Source organism: Pseudomonas sp. GW821-FHT01E05, assembly GCF_059422425.1.
In genome coordinates this window covers 132,782-149,696 of record NZ_JBWKWW010000011.1, presented here as the reverse complement: position 1 = coordinate 149,696, position 16,915 = coordinate 132,782, and the positions used below count along the sequence as shown (strand labels likewise).

General features: G+C 57.1%; 18 protein-coding genes and 1 pseudogene. 9 read left to right on the top strand and 10 right to left on the bottom strand.

What is annotated here, in order from left to right; genetic code table 11:
- Positions 1-139 precede the first annotated feature (139 nt).
- The 6 genes from AC07W5_RS23210 (at position 140) to AC07W5_RS23185 (ending at position 4,703) form a co-directional block, all read left to right on the top strand.
- On the top strand, positions 140-1,090 hold the full coding sequence (locus tag AC07W5_RS23210) for a glycosyltransferase family 2 protein (RefSeq protein WP_495024432.1): 951 nt from the start codon (positions 140-142) through the stop codon (positions 1,088-1,090).
- Between the two features lie 2 nt (positions 1,091-1,092).
- Positions 1,093-1,803 carry a class I SAM-dependent methyltransferase gene (locus tag AC07W5_RS23205; RefSeq protein WP_494994561.1) on the top strand — a complete coding sequence of 237 codons (711 nt, stop codon included), beginning with the start codon at positions 1,093-1,095 and terminating at the stop codon, positions 1,801-1,803.
- Positions 1,804-1,831: 28 nt separating this feature from the next.
- Positions 1,832-2,227 carry a GtrA family protein gene (locus tag AC07W5_RS23200; RefSeq protein ID WP_494994562.1) on the top strand — a complete coding sequence of 132 codons (396 nt, stop codon included), beginning with the start codon at positions 1,832-1,834 and terminating at the stop codon, positions 2,225-2,227.
- Positions 2,196-2,966, top strand: coding sequence for a DUF6311 domain-containing protein (locus AC07W5_RS23195; protein ID WP_495024409.1), 771 nt, complete (start codon positions 2,196-2,198; stop codon positions 2,964-2,966). Before AC07W5_RS23200 ends, AC07W5_RS23195 begins: the two co-directional genes overlap by 32 nt.
- Positions 2,967-3,089: 123 nt before the next feature.
- Positions 3,090-4,028, top strand: a complete 939-nt coding sequence (locus AC07W5_RS23190; protein WP_494994564.1) for a LysR family transcriptional regulator — start codon at positions 3,090-3,092, stop codon at positions 4,026-4,028.
- 309 nt (positions 4,029-4,337) lie between these two features.
- Positions 4,338-4,703 carry a 5-carboxymethyl-2-hydroxymuconate Delta-isomerase gene (locus tag AC07W5_RS23185; protein ID WP_495024408.1) on the top strand — a complete coding sequence of 122 codons (366 nt, stop codon included), beginning with the start codon at positions 4,338-4,340 and terminating at the stop codon, positions 4,701-4,703.
- Between the two features lie 17 nt (positions 4,704-4,720).
- Here AC07W5_RS23185 and AC07W5_RS23180 read toward each other — a convergent pair whose 3' ends face one another.
- The 4 genes from AC07W5_RS23180 to AC07W5_RS23165 form a co-directional block, all read right to left on the bottom strand.
- Positions 4,721-5,656: a LysR family transcriptional regulator gene (locus AC07W5_RS23180; RefSeq protein ID WP_494994566.1), complete on the bottom strand. Its 936-nt coding sequence runs from the start codon at positions 5,654-5,656 to the stop codon at positions 4,721-4,723.
- A gap of 159 nt (positions 5,657-5,815) precedes the next feature.
- A complete protein-coding gene (locus AC07W5_RS23175) occupies positions 5,816-6,727 on the bottom strand; it encodes a DMT family transporter (protein WP_495024407.1) in 912 nt (303 codons plus the stop codon).
- Positions 6,728-6,897: 170 nt separating this feature from the next.
- Positions 6,898-7,368, bottom strand: a complete 471-nt coding sequence (cynS, locus tag AC07W5_RS23170; protein WP_495024406.1) for a cyanase — start codon at positions 7,366-7,368, stop codon at positions 6,898-6,900.
- Positions 7,369-7,403: 35 nt separating this feature from the next.
- Positions 7,404-8,063, bottom strand: coding sequence for a carbonic anhydrase (locus AC07W5_RS23165; protein WP_494994569.1), 660 nt, complete (start codon positions 8,061-8,063; stop codon positions 7,404-7,406).
- 108 nt (positions 8,064-8,171) lie between these two features.
- Here AC07W5_RS23165 and cynR point away from each other — a divergent pair, with 108 nt between their 5' ends.
- On the top strand, positions 8,172-9,053 hold the full coding sequence (gene cynR, locus AC07W5_RS23160; RefSeq protein WP_494994570.1) for a transcriptional regulator CynR: 882 nt from the start codon (positions 8,172-8,174) through the stop codon (positions 9,051-9,053).
- Positions 9,054-9,065: 12 nt separating this feature from the next.
- Positions 9,066-9,295 (top strand): annotated as a pseudogene (locus AC07W5_RS23155) (transposase); the annotation flags it as partial.
- 115 nt (positions 9,296-9,410) lie between these two features.
- Here the strand turns inward: AC07W5_RS23155 and AC07W5_RS23150 are convergent.
- The gene (locus AC07W5_RS23150; protein ID WP_495024405.1) at positions 9,411-10,310 is read right to left on the bottom strand and encodes a LysR family transcriptional regulator; all 900 of its coding nucleotides are present in this window, start codon (positions 10,308-10,310) and stop codon (positions 9,411-9,413) included.
- Positions 10,311-10,599: 289 nt separating this feature from the next.
- On the opposite strand from AC07W5_RS23150, the gene AC07W5_RS23145 reads away from it, so the two are divergent.
- Positions 10,600-11,895, top strand: coding sequence for an SLC13 family permease (locus tag AC07W5_RS23145; RefSeq protein ID WP_495024404.1), 1,296 nt, complete (start codon positions 10,600-10,602; stop codon positions 11,893-11,895).
- A 23-nt stretch (positions 11,896-11,918) separates the two neighbouring features.
- Here the strand turns inward: AC07W5_RS23145 and AC07W5_RS23140 are convergent, their stop codons facing one another.
- Genes AC07W5_RS23140 through AC07W5_RS23120 form a run of 5 tightly spaced genes read right to left on the bottom strand, consistent with a single transcriptional unit; the run spans position 11,919 to position 16,900 of the window.
- Complete coding sequence (locus tag AC07W5_RS23140) at positions 11,919-12,308, bottom strand: tautomerase family protein (protein WP_495024403.1); 390 nt, start codon at positions 12,306-12,308, stop codon at positions 11,919-11,921.
- Positions 12,309-12,317: 9 nt separating this feature from the next.
- Positions 12,318-12,932 (bottom strand): FMN-binding negative transcriptional regulator, encoded by a 615-nt coding sequence (locus AC07W5_RS23135; RefSeq protein ID WP_495024402.1) that lies wholly within the window; start codon positions 12,930-12,932, stop codon positions 12,318-12,320.
- A complete protein-coding gene (locus AC07W5_RS23130; RefSeq protein WP_495024401.1) occupies positions 12,929-14,227 on the bottom strand; it encodes an NAD(P)/FAD-dependent oxidoreductase in 1,299 nt (432 codons plus the stop codon). Before AC07W5_RS23130 ends, AC07W5_RS23135 begins: the two co-directional genes overlap by 4 nt.
- Positions 14,220-15,524, bottom strand: coding sequence for a SidA/IucD/PvdA family monooxygenase (locus tag AC07W5_RS23125; RefSeq protein ID WP_495024400.1), 1,305 nt, complete (start codon positions 15,522-15,524; stop codon positions 14,220-14,222). The genes AC07W5_RS23130 and AC07W5_RS23125 overlap by 8 nt, the downstream gene beginning before the upstream one ends.
- The gene (locus tag AC07W5_RS23120) at positions 15,521-16,900 is read right to left on the bottom strand and encodes a diaminobutyrate--2-oxoglutarate transaminase family protein (RefSeq protein ID WP_495024399.1); all 1,380 of its coding nucleotides are present in this window, start codon (positions 16,898-16,900) and stop codon (positions 15,521-15,523) included. The genes AC07W5_RS23125 and AC07W5_RS23120 overlap by 4 nt, the downstream gene beginning before the upstream one ends.
- Positions 16,901-16,915: the final 15 nt, after the last annotated feature.

Sequence of the window (16,915 nt, the reverse complement as noted above, 5' to 3'; positions counted from 1 at the left end):
GCCGCAGTTTCGCCCTTGCATCACCTCCCGCGCTCCTGCTTAATACGACTCGGCTTATGACGCTGAAAACAGTCGGCGGCTGCAGATTGTAGAAAAAATCACTATAAAAAAGAGCAATCAATTGACTCATCAGCACGGAATGCTACTGGCTGAGCATTTGGAACTATCGCTCGTCATCCCCGTTTTCAATGAAGCGGCCACCATCGATTTGTTCATCGCTCGGATTACTGACGTCTTCAAGGATGAGGCGCTGGTCGGTCTGGAGATGGTGTTCATCAATGACGGCAGTACCGATACCACGCTGGATCTGCTTCTGGAGCGCCAGAAGACTGACCCGCGTATTCGAGTGATCGATTTGAGCCGCAATTTCGGCAAGGAAGCCGCATTGACGGCAGGCCTTCAGACTGCGACCGGCCAGGTCGTGGTGCCTATCGACGTCGATCTGCAGGATCCACCGGAAGTCATCCTTCAGATGATCGCCCGTTGGCGTGAGGGCTATGGAGTGGTGCTGGGTTATCGTGTGAGTCGCAACAACGACTCCTGGGCCAAGCAAACTTCGGCCAGTTGGTTTTACCGCCTGCACAACAAAATCTCTGATCAACCTCTGCCGAAAAATGTCGGTGACTTTCGGCTCATGGACCGTTGTGTGGTTGACGCATTGCAGAGCCTGCCCGAGTCTCGGCGCTTTATGAAAGGTTTGTTTGCCTGGGTTGGGTTTCGGACCACCCATGTCGATTACGAGCGCCCGGAGCGGGTGGCGGGTGAAAGCAAATTCAGCGGGTGGCGCTTGTGGAATTTTGCCCTGGAAGGCATCAGCAGTTTCAGCACCGACCCGCTCAAGGTCTGGACCTGTCTGGGGCCGTTCGTGTCCGTGGTTTCTTTTTCGTTCGCCATTTTCATTGTGTTGCGGACCTTATTTACCGGGATCGATGTACCGGGCTACGCCTCGCTGATGGTTGCCGTCACCTTTCTGGGTGGCCTGCAATTGATCGGTATCGGGGGGCTGGGCGAGTACCTGGGCAGAACCTGCATCGAATCAAAACGCCGCCCGGTTTTCCTGGTGCGTCGCGTCTACAACGCCAAGGACTGAGCATGGATCTCAAGGAAACCGACATCCTCGGTTCTAGCATCGAGCAGCATTGGTATTACTGTTCAAAAGCGGCGGCGATGATCCGCCTGCTTCAGGGCGCAGAGAGCCGCAAGATCCTTGATGTGGGCGCCGGTTCGGGGTTCTTTTCCCATCATCTGCTGAGCCATACACTCGCCAGTGAGGCCTGGTGCGTGGACATTAGCTATGAGGCGGACTCGGACGCCACAATCGCCGGGAAACCGGTGCACTACCGTCGTTCGATCGACTCGGTCGATGCCGACCTGGTACTGCTGATGGACGTGCTGGAGCATGTCGATGACGACGTCGGATTGCTCAAGGCCTACGTCGATAAAGTCCCGTCCGGCAGCCGTTTTCTGATGACGGTTCCGGCATATCAGTTTCTCTGGAGCGGGCACGATGACTTTCTCGAGCACAAACGGCGTTACACCCTGCCGCAACTGGAAACGGTGGCCAGGGACGCTGGTTTGACGGTCAGGCACGGAGCTTACTACTTCGGCCTGGTCTTCCCCATTGCGGCAACCCTGCGGCTACTGCCAAAAAGTGCACAACCGTCGCCACCGCGCTCGCAACTCAAGCGGCATCATCCGCTGGTCAATACGCTGTTGAAGACGTTGTGTAGTGTCGAGCTTCCCTTCATGGGCGCGAACCGTCTGGCCGGTCTGACGGTGTTCTGTCTGGCGCAGAAGCCGTGACGTCGCGCTGCTGCTTGAGTGACAAGCAATGAGCCGTGAGACAGGCACTGACAAGTCAGCCTTGATCAAACGTGCCCGGCGTTTTGCCGTGACCGGATTGTTCGTCACGGCCCTTCATGCACTCATTGCCGTACTGTTCATCAACTATGTGTTACCCCTGCCGCCCTTGGCCAACGGCGCGGCGTTCGCTGTAGCGACCGTGGCTTCTTATGTGATCAATACCACCTGGAGTTTTTCCAGCCGATTGCACGGCCGGACGCTGGTGCGCTTCATGATGGTCTCGGGCGCAGGTTTTTTACTTGCGATGTTGGTGGCCTGGGCCGCCCAAATGGCTGGGCTTCATTATCTGCTGGGAATTGCTGCAGTAGCGCTGACCATCCCCGCTTTCACCTTTGTACTGCATAACTTTTGGACTTATCGATGAAGCTTTCTGGAAAGCATCTGGCGATCACCCTGTTGCCTGTTCTTATGGGGGGCTAGCACTCTTCGCGGTCTCCAACAAAGTCGGTATCGGCCCCTTCGAGCTCGACTATCCTCTGCCCGCGTTTGTCGTGGCTGCCGCGAATGTTTTCCGGGCGTCGGGGCGAATGTTCTGGCCGGTTTTCTACGTGACTATCTTCGCCGTCATCTATGTTGTTGTTGTTGTTGTTGTTCGGGGCCACAGTCCGCGTACAACCCTCTGTCTGTTGGTCGTCGTACTGGTGATACAGGTGACGGATACCCGGGCAGGCCGGGCAGGCACAGGTAATTTCCTGATGGTGCCGCCAGCATCGGCAAAGACCGCGCTCGTTGATCCGTTCTGGCAGAGCGCTGCTTCTCACTACCAGAAGGTTCGCTGGGGCCGTCCGCAGAATTACTCGCCCAATTGGCTTGCGCTGGCGGATTACGCTAGCTCCCATCGCCTTGCCACCGGGAAGTATGACGTGGATTCACTGTATGTTCTGGATGAGCGGGCGCTGCTTCAGGCGGCCATCAGCATTGATGCCAACACCGATCTTCTGGCCCAAATCGATGGTTTGAATATTCTTGCGCCGGGCTGGAAGCAATGCGCAGACTGCCTCCAGATGAGCGCAACAAATCCGCTCAAGCTTATACCCTTGCTGAAACAGGGCGAGGATGGACGCAAGCTGGCGATAGGACTGCAGGCGTTGACCGTGCGTTGAGGCGCTGCGCCTCAAGTGCGTCGCGATCCGGTGACGGTCTGGGTGATCTTCTGCGCAGGCAGGTAGACGCCAACCCCCAGGCCTTTCTACACTGCCCGCAGTCTTGGAGACTGGGGATAGCAGATGAATCGTAACGAACTGCGCAAGGCGGACATCAACCTGATGGTCGTGTTCGAAACGCTGATGCTTGAGCGCAATGTGACGCGGGTGGCGGAGAAGCTGTTTCTCGGGCAACCCACCATCAGTTCGGCGCTCAATCGCTTGCGCACGATGTTCAACGATCCACTGTTCATCCGGGTTGGCCATCGCATGGAGCCGACGGCAAGGGCCGAGGAGATCATTCAGCATCTCTCGCCGGCGCTGGATTCGTTGTCGGTCGCTCTGAGCCTGACCCACGATTTTGATCCCGCCAGCAGCACCATGACCTTCCGCATTGGCCTGTCCGATGATGTCGAATTCGGTTTGCTGCCGCCGTTGTTGCGCGCGTTGCGCCAAGAGGCGCCGCAGGTGGTGTTCGTCGTCCAGCACGTCGATTACTGGCGTATCCCGGACTTGCTGGCGTCCGGCGACATCACCGTCGGCATCAGCCAGACCCGCGGCCTGCCTGCTAATGCCAAGCGCAAATTGCTCAGGCATATTCAACCCAGCGTGTTGCGCGCGGACGCTTCTGAAACCCCGCTGACCCTGGATGAATACTGCTCACGGCCGCATGTGCTGGTTTCTCACACGGCCAATGTCAGCGGTTTCGCAGATGAATGGTTGGCGGAAATTGGTCGTAAACGCCAGGTGGTGCTTTCGGTACCGCAATACAGCTCCTTGCCGGCATTGCTCGCCGGGACCGACATGATCGCCAGCCTGCCGGATTACACGGCCGCTGCCATGGCCGCTTCAGGTCAGTTGTTCTGCGAACCGTTCCCGTTCAAGACGCCGACACTGGACCTGTCCATGGTCTGGCTCAGTCATGTCGATACCGACCCGGCCGAGCGCTGGCTGCGTTCGCGGCTGGAAGCGTTTATGAGCGAACGTGGTTTGTCCGAAATACAGGACATCAAGTCGCTCTGAAGCTAACGCAATGCGCAGGGACCTGCTTGATACCTCGAGGCTGGGTTGTTTTGCTGTGTAGCGTTACCCCTCAGGATTTGATCGGAGATCCACCCCATGAGCAGTTCCCGTTCTCTGTTGCGTGGGCGCGGCAGCCACGACAGTGGCAAGGCCGGCATGGTCGGCGGTGCTGATTATGGTTGCTGCGTGGGAAAGCCTTGCGTTGCGCGACTCAGTGGCTGCCCCTGAGCATTAACTAGCGCTCAGGTGGAGCAGGACTGGTCTGTGTTATATGTACGACCTTTCCTTTACCCGATCAGGATTACCGCCATGCCTCACCTGCATATGGAATACACCCCCAACCTGCCAGCACTCGATGCCAACAAGGCATTGTCGCGACTCAACCATGCGTTGGTGGCTTCCGGGCAGTTTACGGCGGAGTTCGATATCAAGAGCCGAGCGGTGCAGGTGGGGGCATTTCGGGTCGGTACCGGACTGGGCGAACGTGCTTTTGTGCATGTGAAGCTGGCGCTGTTGAGCGGACGTTCGGCCGAGATCAAGAAGCAGTTGTCGCAAAGCCTGTTGGCCGTGCTACAGGACCTGTGTGAATGGCCGGCCGATGTAGAGGTGCAGTTGTGCGTGGAGATTCTGGATATCGATCGTGAGTCCTACACCAAGGCGGCTATCGGCCACTGACAGGCGAGCTTCCGGGCTCAGAGCAAGCCTTGTTCCACGCAGACTTTGAGCACTTGCTCACGGAGCCAGGTATTGGCGCTGTCCTGATCGCTGGCTTCACTCCACCGCATGTCGAGGGTGAATCCCGGCAAGCCATTCGGTGCTTCGCAATGGCTGAAGACTGCGTCATTGGCCAGAAGCGTTTGAATGCGCCGTGGCAGCGTCAGGATGAAGTCGGTGCCGGTGATCATCTTGAGTGCTGCGCTGTAGCTGTTGGACCGCGCGACAATCTGCCGTTTATGCGCCTGGTGGGCCAGCCAGCCATCCACCATATTGGTATCGGAGGTCCACGGCGTGGGAAACACGTGACGACGCTCGACAAACGATTGCAGGCTGAAGCGCGGTTCCAGCGGGGTCGCGCGTTTATCGAAGACGCACACCAGGTCATCTTCCACCAGCATCCGGGATTTGAAGTCGTTGTGGCTGCGGTGAAAGTTGGGGCCGAAGCAAATCACCAGGTCGAGACTGCCGTCGCGCAGTTCATCGGCGGGAATGTCGGTTTCGAGCTTTTGCACATTGACGATCACCGGCAGGTCGGCGAAATCGAAGTTTTTCAATAGTCGCGGCAGTATCAGCAGTTCGAAGTATTCCGGCGCGCAAATGTTGAACGTCACGGCTTTTTGGGTTGGATCGAAGGCCTGAACACCGGAATGGCACAGATTGATGCTTTCAAGAATTTTCAGCACGTGCCCGTACATGGTGGTGGCTTTGCAGGTCGGACGCATACCCGTTCGGGTATTGATGAACAACTCGTCCTCGAAGCTGGTACGCAGCTTTTTCAGGCAATAGCTGACCGTGGACTGGCTGACATAGAGGGTTTCGGACACGCCGGTGACACTGCTTTGTTCATAAACAGCGATAAAGACCATAAGGTCCTGCATGTCGAGCTTTCTAAGCAAGTTGCTGTTCAGCATCAGATCCGTCTCATGAGCCCCTTGCGCCGATTGAGCGCAACACGTAAGTAAAAGGGTAACGGAACGATAGTCCCAAGAGAATGCCTCGTGGGAAATTTCGTGGTCAGCAGTGGGTCACAAAATGCAGGTAAGGCGACCTGCGCACTCCATCGCCCGCTCTTACGCCGTTGCAGGTTCCGAGCGTCGGCTGGAGATGACCAGCGCGAGCATTCCGATCCCCACCAGCAGTGCGCCAAACAGTTCTATCAGCAGCGGTTGTTGTCTGAGCCAGAACCAATGGAACAAGGTGATGAACAGCGTGCTCAGGTAAACGTAGGAAATCACCGTGGACGGGGCAATGACACCGATTGCCCGATGCAACAGCCAGAAAGTAGCGAGTGTGGCGAACAGCGCCAGGTAAACCAGCCAGAAGAAATCACTGATCGCCAATAGCGAACCCGTGCGCCAGCCGCCGCTGAGCAGGGAGAAGACAAACAGAAACAGTGAGCCGAACAGCATATTCCAGAAGGTCATGGCCACCGGGCCGCGACCTTTGAGGCTGTGGTCTTTGAGTCGCTGGCTCAGGGGCGAGTAAAAGGCCATCGCCAGACACCCGACGCCATACACCAGGACTGCGTAGAGCGAGGGCAGCTGTCCGGGACCTGCGCCTTTGAGAATCAGCAGCACTGCGCCGGCCGCTGCGATCAGCATGGGCAGCAAGCGATTTCTAACGCTGTTGTTGGGCATCAGAAAGGCTTCGAAAAGCAGCGTCATCAATGGCACGAGGGTGAACATCGTCCCGGTATTGACCGCAGAGGTGTAGCGCAGGGCTTCGAACACCGAACCGAAATACACTGCCAGCAATAATCCAAGGGCTGCGTGGCTGAGCAAGCCGCGCGCAGTCATAGGGGTGGTGCCTTTCAACAGCAGCATCGGCAAAAACATCAATGCCGAAAACAGCAGTCGCAGACCGGTCAGGAGGATTGGATCGATGGCCTGACTGACTTGTGCAGCGGCGAAAAACGAGGCAGCGATCAACAGCGCCCAGATCAGCATTCCTGCGTTGGCGGTGGCGAAACTAATGCTTTTCATCTTCGATTGTTTTCCATCATCAGGCGTTGAGTGATAAGCGTGTGATTAGGCAGGGTATGCGGCAGCGCAGCAAATCAAAAACTTGCTGCGGTTATTGAAAAATCAGGTGAGGGGGTAGTGGTGAGCATCCTGAGGGCCAGGAAGGTTCATAGAACCTTCCTGGCGGTCTATCAGAATGGCTTGGTCGGCAAGTACTTGCCATCCAGGGTGATCACTGCACGGGAACCGCCGTCCGGGTCTTCGACTTTCTTGATGTCCAGTTTGAAGTTGATGGCGCTGATGATGCCGTCGCCAAATTGCTCGTGGACCAGGGCTTTAAGGGTCGAACCGTAGACTTGCAGCATTTCATAGAAGCGGTAGACGGTCGGGTCGGTCGGGATGCCACCCTGAGTGCTGCCGCGCAATGGCACGCTTTGCAGCAGACGGCTGGCGTCCTGGTCCAGGCCGAGTTTGTCGCAAACCACATCGGCTGCTTCAGCCGGCAGCGGGTGTTGACCGAGCAGGGCGGCGGTCACGAAAGCCAGGCTCAGGCCCGTGCCGTCGGTCAGGTCCTGCCAGGACAGATTCTTGCGTGCCTTGGCGTCGATGATGATGTCGGCCAGGGCCAGGCGTGGAGCTTGAGCGAATTGGGATTGCAGCATGATGATTTCCTCTTTAGTGATGCAAGAGCTGTGGGTTAGGCGGCGCGTTGCAACTTGCTGGACAGCGCGCAGGTTTTCGGGTGTTCGGCGAGGGAAACGAAGCGTTGGGACGCGCCGTCCAGGGCGGCGATGCAACCGCTTTCAATGTCATAGACCCAGCCGTGCAGGTTCAGTCGACCTTGCTCCAGGGCCAGAGCGACCGAGGGGTGAGTCTTGAGGTTGGCCAGTTGGGCAATGACGTTTTCCCGCACCAGCGAATCCAGGCGGTCTTCAATTGAGGCGTGAGTACGAGAGGCATTGATCACCTTGGCCGACTCGGCGTGACGCAGCCAATTGGCGACGGCCGGTAAGTGGTCAAGGCATTTGCAGGTGGCGATGGCGGTCATTGCACCGCAGTCGGAATGGCCGCAGATCACGATGTCGCTGACGCCGAGTACGGCGACTGCGTATTCAACCGTGGCCGAGACACCGCCCGGCTCGGGGCCGTAGGAAGGGACGATGTTGCCGGCGTTGCGGATCACGAACATGCCGCCAGGTTCTTGTTGAGTCAGCAGTTCCGGGACCACCCGGCTGTCCGAGCAGGTGATGAACAAGGTGCCGGGGCTTTGTGTGGTGGCGAGTTGTTTGAACAGTTCGCTACGCTGCGCAAAGGCCTCACGCTGGAACTTGAGAAAGCCGTCGATGATGTCTTGCATGGTGGTTCTCCTTGCGTTGCTGATGGGGCAAGGATGAAAGTTTTCAGTTATAGCGTCCAGGACTGGCTTATTATTGTCTCTATAAGTCAGGCCTATAGTTGAGCGCCCATGCTGCTACGCCATATTCGTTACCTGCTTGCGGTCGCCGAGCATCGCAACTTCACTCGAGCCGCTGAAGCTCTGCATGTGTCCCAGCCGACGCTGTCGCAGCAGATCAAGCAACTGGAGGACTCCCTCGGTGCGCCGCTATTCGACCGTTCGGGGCGTTGCGTGCGCCTGACAGACGCTGGTGAGGCTTATGTGCGTTATGCGCGGCAGGCCTTGCAGGATCTACAGGCGGCCAAGCGGGCGATGCATGACGTGCAGGATCTGAGCCGGGGGGCGTTGCGTCTGGCGATGACCCCGACCTTCACCGCGTACCTGATCGGCCCGTTGCTGACCCGCTTCAACAACCTCTACCCGGCGATCAACCTGAGCGTTGAGGAAATGACTCAGGACCGTATAGAGGCGGCGCTGGCCGAAGACCGCCTGGATATCGGCATTGGATTCAGCGGTGAGCATTTGGCCGATATCGAATCTCAGTCGCTGTTTGCCGAAACCTTGAGCCTGGTGGTCAGTGATGCGCATCCGGGGTTCGCCGGGCAACAGTCGCTGAGTGCTCACGCTCTGGGTGAGCAGGCGCTGGTCTTGCTCAGTGGTGACTTTGCCACCCGCCAGCACATCGACCGGTACTGCCGTGAGCAAAACATCGCACCACGCATCGCCATTGAAGCCAACTCCATCAGCGCGATAATCGAAATCGTGCGCCGCAGCCAGCTGGCGACCATTCTCCCGCAAGCCATCGCCCACGAGCAGACGGGATTGCAGTCGCTGGCACTTGATCCCGAGTTGCTGCAACGCACCGTGGCACTGCTCAGTCGCAAGGGCGCTTACCGAAGTGCCGCGTGTGGGGCGTTTGTCGAGTTGGTCGAACAGCGGGGGAATGTTTAGTCAGCGCTCAGCCCGCGAAACAACAACCGACTGATACTCAACGGCATCCTATGGGATGCTCGGGTGCCACATGGCGCGATATGCCTGAACGGTTCGGCCCTTGGTCAGCGGTTTATCAGCGCTTTCGCGACTGGAGTAATCGAGGCACGTTTGACCAGATGCTCAAGCGCTTGCATGCCAGGCTCAACGAGCACTGGTTGATTGATCTGGACACCTGGATGATCGACCCCACTGCAATACGATTTCCTACACAATCTAAGTCGCTGACCGTACAGTGATTGGCTGTGACGCCGTTCCCGTTCTGCCGCGCAACGAGGCTCATTCAGATAGACGCCAGCCCTCAGTATCTCGGAAGGTTCATCGGGTATCACTCAGCTGTACTTCGCTAGTCGAACTAATCAGGTCTTCGACCACTGTTGACCGATTCGCCTTTCGCGTGGCCAATCCAACTATGGCCTTGGGCCAATCAAGCCGAAGCGCTCTGTAGTGCAGGCCATCTCGTTGAATTCGCTGCATCGATGCGGGCACCACGGCGATACCCATCCCCGCAGATACCAGGTTAACAGCGGACGATAGCTGGGGCGCCTGCTGACGGATGGTCGGATTGAAACCACATTGCCGGCAAGCGGCCACGATATCCGCACTCAGACCATAACCGGATTTGCGCGAATACAGGATGAAGTTCTCCTGCCGTAAATCAACCAGCGACAGACGCTTGCGTGACGTTAAGGGGTGGCCGTCAGGCAGGACAACAATAAGTGGTTCCTCAGACAACGTGATGAACTCAATGTCGCCGCCCATAGCAAACGGGGGCCTGACAAATGCGGCGTCAATTTCTCCACGGCCGAGCCTGGAAATAAGAGATTCGCTATCGTTCTCCTCAAGGTTTACCTCCACCTCGGGGTGCTGTCGCTGGTAACGGTTGATCAAGCCGGTGACGGTATCGTTGAACGAAGCGGATTCGGTGAATCCCAGGTTCAACGATCCGACCTCTCCTCGTGCGGCGCGCCGCGCATTTTTTTGGGCGTCCTCGGCACGCGCAAGAATATCTTGTGCCGAGACCAGGAATACCCTGCCAGCATCACTGAGTATGACGCCGCGTCCTACCCGGTGAAAAAGCGGCGTACCGATCTCATCCTCCAGATCACGGATCTGCTGTCCAAGCGGGGGCTGGGCGATCCCAAGTTGCTCGGCAGCTCGTGTGAAGTTCTCTGCTTGAGCCGTGACGACGAAATAGCGTAGATGCCTGAGTTCCAATTAGGACTCCAAAGATACTAATTCTGTACTTTCTAAATATTAGACATTTTGTTTGTGTGGCGCCATGCTTCTTCTGCGCCAAAGAAAATCGTTTTGGCTGAAATCAAACGCTCAGGGGGTAGCCGCGCCATGGCAGCTCAACTAACGAGTTTCGAGGAGCGCGAAAAAATCGTTCAGACCAACCGGTATCTTGTGCTGGTTTTGTTATAGGTCCGGCCATGAATGCGGACTGCAGGAACTGAGATAAATCAAGACGTAAAACCGAATCCGCGGAACATAGGGAAACAACATGGATGTGCAACTCATTACGGTGGCCGGTTTGGTGGCTGTGACAATCGCGTTATGGGCAACACGCAGACTTGCGGAGTACTTGACGGCACTTTTGTTCTTCGCGTTCGCCATGATCCTCCATGTTGCGCCCGCTTCCTTGATCTTCTCCGGGTTTACCTCGGACGCATTCTGGCTCGTTATCAGCGGCTATGTCATTGGAATTGCTATCCGCAAGACAGGATTGGCTGCTCGATGTGCGAGGGTGCTCGCGGTTCATCTCTCCAGATCATATCCACAAATGGTCTTTGGTATTGTCGGTCTTACCTACGTGCTTGCCTTTGTTATGCCTTCTAATATGGGACGTATTGCGCTTCTGATGCCGATTGTCCTGGCGCTTGCAGATCGAGTGGGATTTAGGGAGATGAGTCCAGGGCGTACGGGTCTTTCGCTCGCTGTCGGCTTTGGAACCTTCCAGCTTTCGGCATCCATTCTGCCCGCCAATGTTCCAAATCTTGTCATGGCGGGGGCGATCGATACCACGTACGGACTGCAATTATCCTATCTGCCTTATCTGATACTGCACGCGCCCGTGCTTGGCATTCTGAAGGGACTAGCACTATGTGCATGCGTCGTCTGGTTGTTTCCAGATAAAGCGGAAAAAAGTATAGAGGTGGAACAAAATCGCCCCTTGAGTCCGGAGGAGAAGAGGTTGGGAATTCTCCTATTGATAACATTGGGGCTCTGGCTTACTGACTCCTTGCACGGTATTTCCCCGGCATGGGTCGGTCTCGCGGCAGCTTGTCTATGCCTTCTTCCCCGAATCGGGTTTGTATCCAGTGAAGAGTTTGGTCAAGAGGTAAATCATCGGACCGCGCTCTATGTCGCAGCAATTCTCGGACTAGCCGCACTTGTAGGACAAAGCGGACTCGGAACATTAATCGGCAATGAAGTACTCAGCCTCGCACGGTTGGATCCGGCTTCACCGTTTCGCAGCTACGCCTCAATCGTAGGTCTTTCCACGCTGCTCAACTTTGTGGTTACAGCAAACGGAGTCCCCGCGCTATTTACCCCCTTGGCGCAGTCGTTAGCCACCGCATCCGGGTTGCCGTTACTAAGTGTTCTGATGATTCAGGTCATCGGGTTTTCAACACCGCTTCTGCCTTACCAGGCCTCTCCGATTGTTCTCGCTATTGAAATGGGAAGAATCCCTTTCGTGCCAGCGTTGCGATTGAGTCTTGCGCTTGCATTCATCACATTTGTTGTATTGGTTCCCATCAATTACGGATGGTTCGTCTTTCTGGGTTGGTTGCCATGACATTGACGTTTGCATGAAATGCGTCACACGTTAACCGAATAACCAAAGTCGATCTCGCTAGCGGGGATACCGCCTCGCATTCCCCAATTCTCCGCATCGTGCTCATTCAGCAGGATGAGTACTGAAGACGGCGCAATAGCCAGCAACTCCGCCAGTGCGTTGCTAAGCTCCTTATAGAGTTTGCGTTTGGTCTCCAGCGTACGGCCTTTGAACACAGTGATGCCCACCTGTAGATACTCCGGCTTATCGCCGGGAGCGCGAAAATCTTCCTTGCGATAGTGTTTGTAACGGGCTTGTAGTTCTTCATCGCTGACCCCAAAGACCCGTTTCAGGCATTGATAAGTCGTTTCGATGACCTCGCGTCGGATGGCTGGGGGGCGGTTGACCGGGTCTTCAATTCGTACGATTGGCATAGGAAAAACTCACGAAAGGTGAAGAGACGAGGAGAACTCGAGAAGTTGTTTGTGGACGGCCTTGTGTTGTTCCATCAGCCAATCCAGGACAGATGCCTGGTCTTGCGGTGGTTTGTCTTGAGACAGCTTGAAGCGGCCTTCAATGCTTTCTGGACGTATGGCAAGGCCGAGGATATGCGGCAGGTTCCGTATGACTCTTGGGTCTTGAGGGTCGACGCGATACTCGCAACCCTCGGGGGCGAACCGTTGTGCACTTTGTATCAGAATGTCGAGGTTTTCGGTTTCGATGTCGATCACTTCGATGTCGGCCTGTATATGGACGGCCAGGTAGTTCCAGGTAGGTAATTGCGCATTACAGTAGGCTTCTGGGGGGATATAACTCGATGGCCCGATAAAGGCGATGTGGCATTTGAACGATGCCGCCTCCCTGAACTGGGGATTGCGTCGATCCACATGGCCAAACAGGGTGCCATCCGGATTGCGCAATAAAGGGATATGGCTGCTGTGAAAATTGCCACCTGCTTGGGACGTAATCAGCGCCAGTGGAAACGTATCGATAAAACGATTGATCAGGCTCTGATCAGTACAACGATGCTCACGGTAATGGAAAGGACAGTGACTCAAGAGGGGGCTCCCGACAGACTTGGACGGTTGATAAGGGCGAATGCGCGACGACGTTGTTTGTAGCGGTCCACGGCGATAAGCGTTTGCGCCAGCCACCCGAGGACGCCCCCCTTGTGCCAATAACGAGAAGAGGGAAAGGGCAGTCTCAGGCTGTCTTTACCCAGCAGCCGGTCTGTCAGCGCACGGCCCATCAAGGTCGATAGCGCCAGGCCACGGCCATTGCAGCCGCTCCAGCTGATGATGCGCTCATCAGGGCTATCGACCGCCGGCATCGCGTTGTGGGTCAGCCCCACCCAGCCCGCCCACAGGTGTTCCAATTCGCCTGGAGGTTTTGCATACATCGTATGGAGGCGCTCCTTGAGTAAGGAGCTGCATTGATTGACTGACTGCGCCAACGGCAATGCAAAACACCCAGTCAGTACCCGGGATCTCTCGAGCTTGCGGAAAAACCACATGTCCTTGCGGTTATCCGAAAAGGGCATTACACCGACTTCCGGTTCATCCTCGGTCATGGCAAACGTGGCGAGGATCAGGGCCATTGGGCTCACTACCTGCCGAGTCATACGGCTTGCCTCGACGCCATAGGCGTTTCCGGCGACCAGGACGCGATTTCCCTTGAGCTCTCCCAATGGTGTAATGATGCCCACATGAGTGGCGTGCGGATTGATCTGCAGGGCTGGGCAGCCTTCGATAACTCGTCCTCCACGGCTGGTAACGTCATTCGCCATGGCCTGCACCAGTGCAAAAGGGTTTATCGCTCCACCCTTCGGGTAGCACAAGCCGGCGCAATAGTGTGCAGTCCCCAGATCGCTTTCCATGCGTTCACGGTCGGTCATTTCCACGTTAATGCCCAGGCTTTGCCAGCCTTGGGCTATGGCCTGCAATTGCGGTGTGCAGTGGTTTGGCCACGGCTGCATCCAGCCACTCTGGAGTGGCGCCGCAGCCGACCAGGAAAGGACGTCGCTGCCGGCTTGCTGAAGCGCGCGAGCGAAATGACCAGCGCCATCCCCAAGACGCTGGCGCAATGACTGCGGCGTATGCCGGGACGGCACCGGTACAACGAAACCCGAATTGCGCCCGCTGGCCCCCGCACCTACCTGGTGAGCCTCGAGTACGGTCACCGAATACCCGGCATCCAGAGCCTGCAAAGCGGCAGCCAGTCCGCCTATTCCAGCACCGATCACCACCACATCGCAGTCGAACGGAAGCTGGGTCGAGCGTACGGTTTTACACGGCCACCCGGCTTGCCAGACCGATGGGGCGGCCAATAACCGGGAAAGATTTTTCTCAGGCATAATGCTGATCCTCGACCCGTGTTGGCAGATGGGTGTTGAGCGACTCGACAATTGTTTTCGAGCGCTGGGCGAGCAAGCTGAAGGAGCCTGCATCGCCCATCCCGTGAGAGGATTCGCAAAGTCCGTTGAGGTAGGTCGGCAGAGATCCGCCCAGATCGATCCGGTAATCGCGGGCGATCTGCAAGGCGCCGCGACTGGTGGTCAGAGGGGCGAGCAGCGGCGGGTAGGGCTCTTCGCGCTCGCCAGTGCCCAAGTCGAGAAACCCTGTAGCTAGAATCACCAGGTCGAAGGTTTTTCGAAAGGCTTTACCCTCCAGGAAATGTCGGCTCTGCAACTCCATGCCCTCTGTTCCGGGTTCACAGGCAGTTATTTCATGGCATGTCTTGATCTCCAGCCGGTGGTCGCCGCGCAAGCTCTGCTCGTAGCGCTTGATATAGAGCTGATTGAGCACATCGATGTCAGAAGTTGAATAGTTGGTGTGGATCAGCTCCCTGCGTAGCCGGGTTTTATGCTCGGGGCTTGCGCGGTGAAAAGCATCGACGAATTCAGGGAAATAGACTTCATCCGAAAAGGGGCTGGTGTCTTTCTGTCGGTAACCGAAGTTTCGGGTGTAACCCACAACTTCATTCACGCCCACCTGCTCACTGGCATGCAGCAGGATCTCGACTGCGCTTTGACTGCCACCAATCACGGCCACACGGCATCGCCCGGTAGTGCGTTCGATGGTCTCTTGCAGGGCAGGCAGATAATGATTCAGGTGTTGTATCCGAGTATCGATGAGTCCGGCGAAGGGCGCCGGGATGTGCGGTGTTCTGCCCGGCGCGAGTACCAGGCTGCGAGCGCGATAGACCTGGCCATTGGCTGAGCGGACCCGGTAGTGATCGATGCCACCTTCAGGGCCCGCTTTCACCGCCTCGACCGATACGGCTTCACAGCTGTAATCGACCTGCTCCTTGAAGAACTCCGCCACCCAGGTCACGTATTGCGCGTATTCAAGCCGCAAGGGGTAATGCAGCGGCATGTTCAGGTGCTCGTAGAGACGCTGGTTTTCGAATAGAAAGTTGGTGAAGGTATAACGGCTGCGCGGGTTCCGCGGCGTTACCAGATCACGCAGAGGGTGATTCTGGATGTCCGAGCCTGGCAACAGCATGTTGGGCTGCCAGAGCGGGCCGAGTCGTCTTTCCACAAAGCGCACGGTCAACGCGGGCGCCAACTCCTCAATGGCGATGGCCAGGGCAATGTTGGCGGGGCCGAAGCCGATGCCCAGCACGTCCAGTATTTGCGTGGAGGTGCTCATGCCTGTACCTCCACGGCAACCTTGTGTGTGCGATCGATGGTTTTGGCGGGTGCATGTCGAGCCAGTGCCCGATTTAGGCGCTCGACAATCTCACGCACCTCGTCACGGGTAATCACCAGCGGCGCCAGGAAGCGCAGCACGGCACCCTGCCGACCGCCGCTTTCGATGATCAGGCCTTCATCCAGACAGGCTTTTTTAACCGAGCCGGCCAAGGCGCCCGCTGCCAGTGGATGCCCCAGTGCGTCCGGGGGGGCGTCCGGCTCGATCAATTCCATGCCCAGCATCAGCCCTCGTCCCCGAACGTCGCCGATGCAGGGGAAACGGTCTTTCAATTCCAGTAGCCCTTGGCACAGCAGTTCGCCCACTTCACCGACATGTTCCAGCACGTGCTCGCGCCGGATAAACTCCAGGGTGGCCGCGCCACTGACCAGTGCGATCTGGTTGCCCCGGAACGTGCCGGCATGGGCGCCGGGCTTCCATTGGTCATACTTCTCCAGATAGACCAGCAGCGAAAGTGGGTACCCGCCACCAATGGCTTTGGACAGCATGATGGCATCGGGAGTGATGCCCGCATGCTCGAAGGCGAACATGTCGCCACTGCGGCCGATGCCAGTCTGGACCTCGTCAATCACCAACGGCACTTGATGACGCTGGGTGATTTCTCTGACCTGCCGCAACCAGTTGGCGCTGGCAGGGATACAGCCCCCTTCGCCCTGGATGGCTTCGAGCAAGATCATTGCGGGCTTGCACACGCCGCTCTCGGGATCGCCGAGCACGCTTTCGAGAAACGCCAGGCTCAGGCGTTCGGTTTCAAGGGCATCGACCTGGGCACCGAAGGGGCTGCGATAGGTGTAGGGATAGGGCAGGAATTGAATTTCCGCCGGCATGCCGCTGATTGCTTGCTTGGGGGCCAGATTGCCCATCATCCCCAAGGTGCCATGGGTCATCCCATGGTAAGCGCCCTGAAACACCAGCACGGGGCGGCGCCCCGTTGCTGTTTTGAATAATTTGAGGGCGGCTTCAACCGCATCCGCTCCCGTGGGACCGCAGAACTGGAGCTTCGCCTGTTTGGCAAAGCCTGCTGGCAGGACCGCAAACAACTCGTTCATGAAGTGAAATTTGGCCGGCGTCGCCAGGTCCAGCGCTTGTTGCAGCTGTCCCGACTGCAGGAGCCCGATTACGCGCTCCTGCACGAAAGGGTGGTTATGACCCAAGGGCAAGGCCCCTGCGCATGCCAGACAGTCGATGTAATGCCGGCCATCACTGTCCTGCACCTGGGCCAGCGTCCCGTGCGTGAAAATCCGTTGAATATTCCGCGCATAAGTGCGGGCGTTGGACTCGTGGCTGCTGAAGTACTCGATAGTGGCAATGCTCATGTTTTGGCTACCTTG

Excerpts from the sequence above, each read along its gene's own strand:
- AC07W5_RS23120 (WP_495024399.1), bottom strand. The coding sequence starts at position 16,900 with ATGAGCATTGCCACTATCGAGTACTTCAGCAGCCACGAGTCCAACGCC.
- cynR (WP_494994570.1), top strand. The coding sequence starts at position 8,172 with ATGCTGCTACGCCATATTCGTTACCTGCTTGCGGTCGCCGAGCATCGC.
- AC07W5_RS23125 (WP_495024400.1), bottom strand. The coding sequence starts at position 15,524 with ATGAGCACCTCCACGCAAATACTGGACGTGCTGGGCATCGGCTTCGGC.
- AC07W5_RS23145 (WP_495024404.1), top strand. The coding sequence starts at position 10,600 with ATGGATGTGCAACTCATTACGGTGGCCGGTTTGGTGGCTGTGACAATC.
- AC07W5_RS23190 (WP_494994564.1), top strand. The coding sequence starts at position 3,090 with ATGAATCGTAACGAACTGCGCAAGGCGGACATCAACCTGATGGTCGTG.
- AC07W5_RS23140 (WP_495024403.1), bottom strand. The coding sequence starts at position 12,308 with ATGCCAATCGTACGAATTGAAGACCCGGTCAACCGCCCCCCAGCCATC.
- AC07W5_RS23205 (WP_494994561.1), top strand. The coding sequence starts at position 1,093 with ATGGATCTCAAGGAAACCGACATCCTCGGTTCTAGCATCGAGCAGCAT.
- AC07W5_RS23185 (WP_495024408.1), top strand. The coding sequence starts at position 4,338 with ATGCCTCACCTGCATATGGAATACACCCCCAACCTGCCAGCACTCGAT.
- AC07W5_RS23200 (WP_494994562.1), top strand. The coding sequence starts at position 1,832 with ATGAGCCGTGAGACAGGCACTGACAAGTCAGCCTTGATCAAACGTGCC.
- AC07W5_RS23210 (WP_495024432.1), top strand. The coding sequence starts at position 140 with ATGCTACTGGCTGAGCATTTGGAACTATCGCTCGTCATCCCCGTTTTC.
- AC07W5_RS23165 (WP_494994569.1), bottom strand. The coding sequence starts at position 8,063 with ATGCAAGACATCATCGACGGCTTTCTCAAGTTCCAGCGTGAGGCCTTT.
- AC07W5_RS23180 (WP_494994566.1), bottom strand. The coding sequence starts at position 5,656 with ATGCTGAACAGCAACTTGCTTAGAAAGCTCGACATGCAGGACCTTATG.
- AC07W5_RS23175 (WP_495024407.1), bottom strand. The coding sequence starts at position 6,727 with ATGAAAAGCATTAGTTTCGCCACCGCCAACGCAGGAATGCTGATCTGG.
- cynS (WP_495024406.1), bottom strand. The coding sequence starts at position 7,368 with ATGCTGCAATCCCAATTCGCTCAAGCTCCACGCCTGGCCCTGGCCGAC.
- AC07W5_RS23130 (WP_495024401.1), bottom strand. The coding sequence starts at position 14,227 with ATGCCTGAGAAAAATCTTTCCCGGTTATTGGCCGCCCCATCGGTCTGG.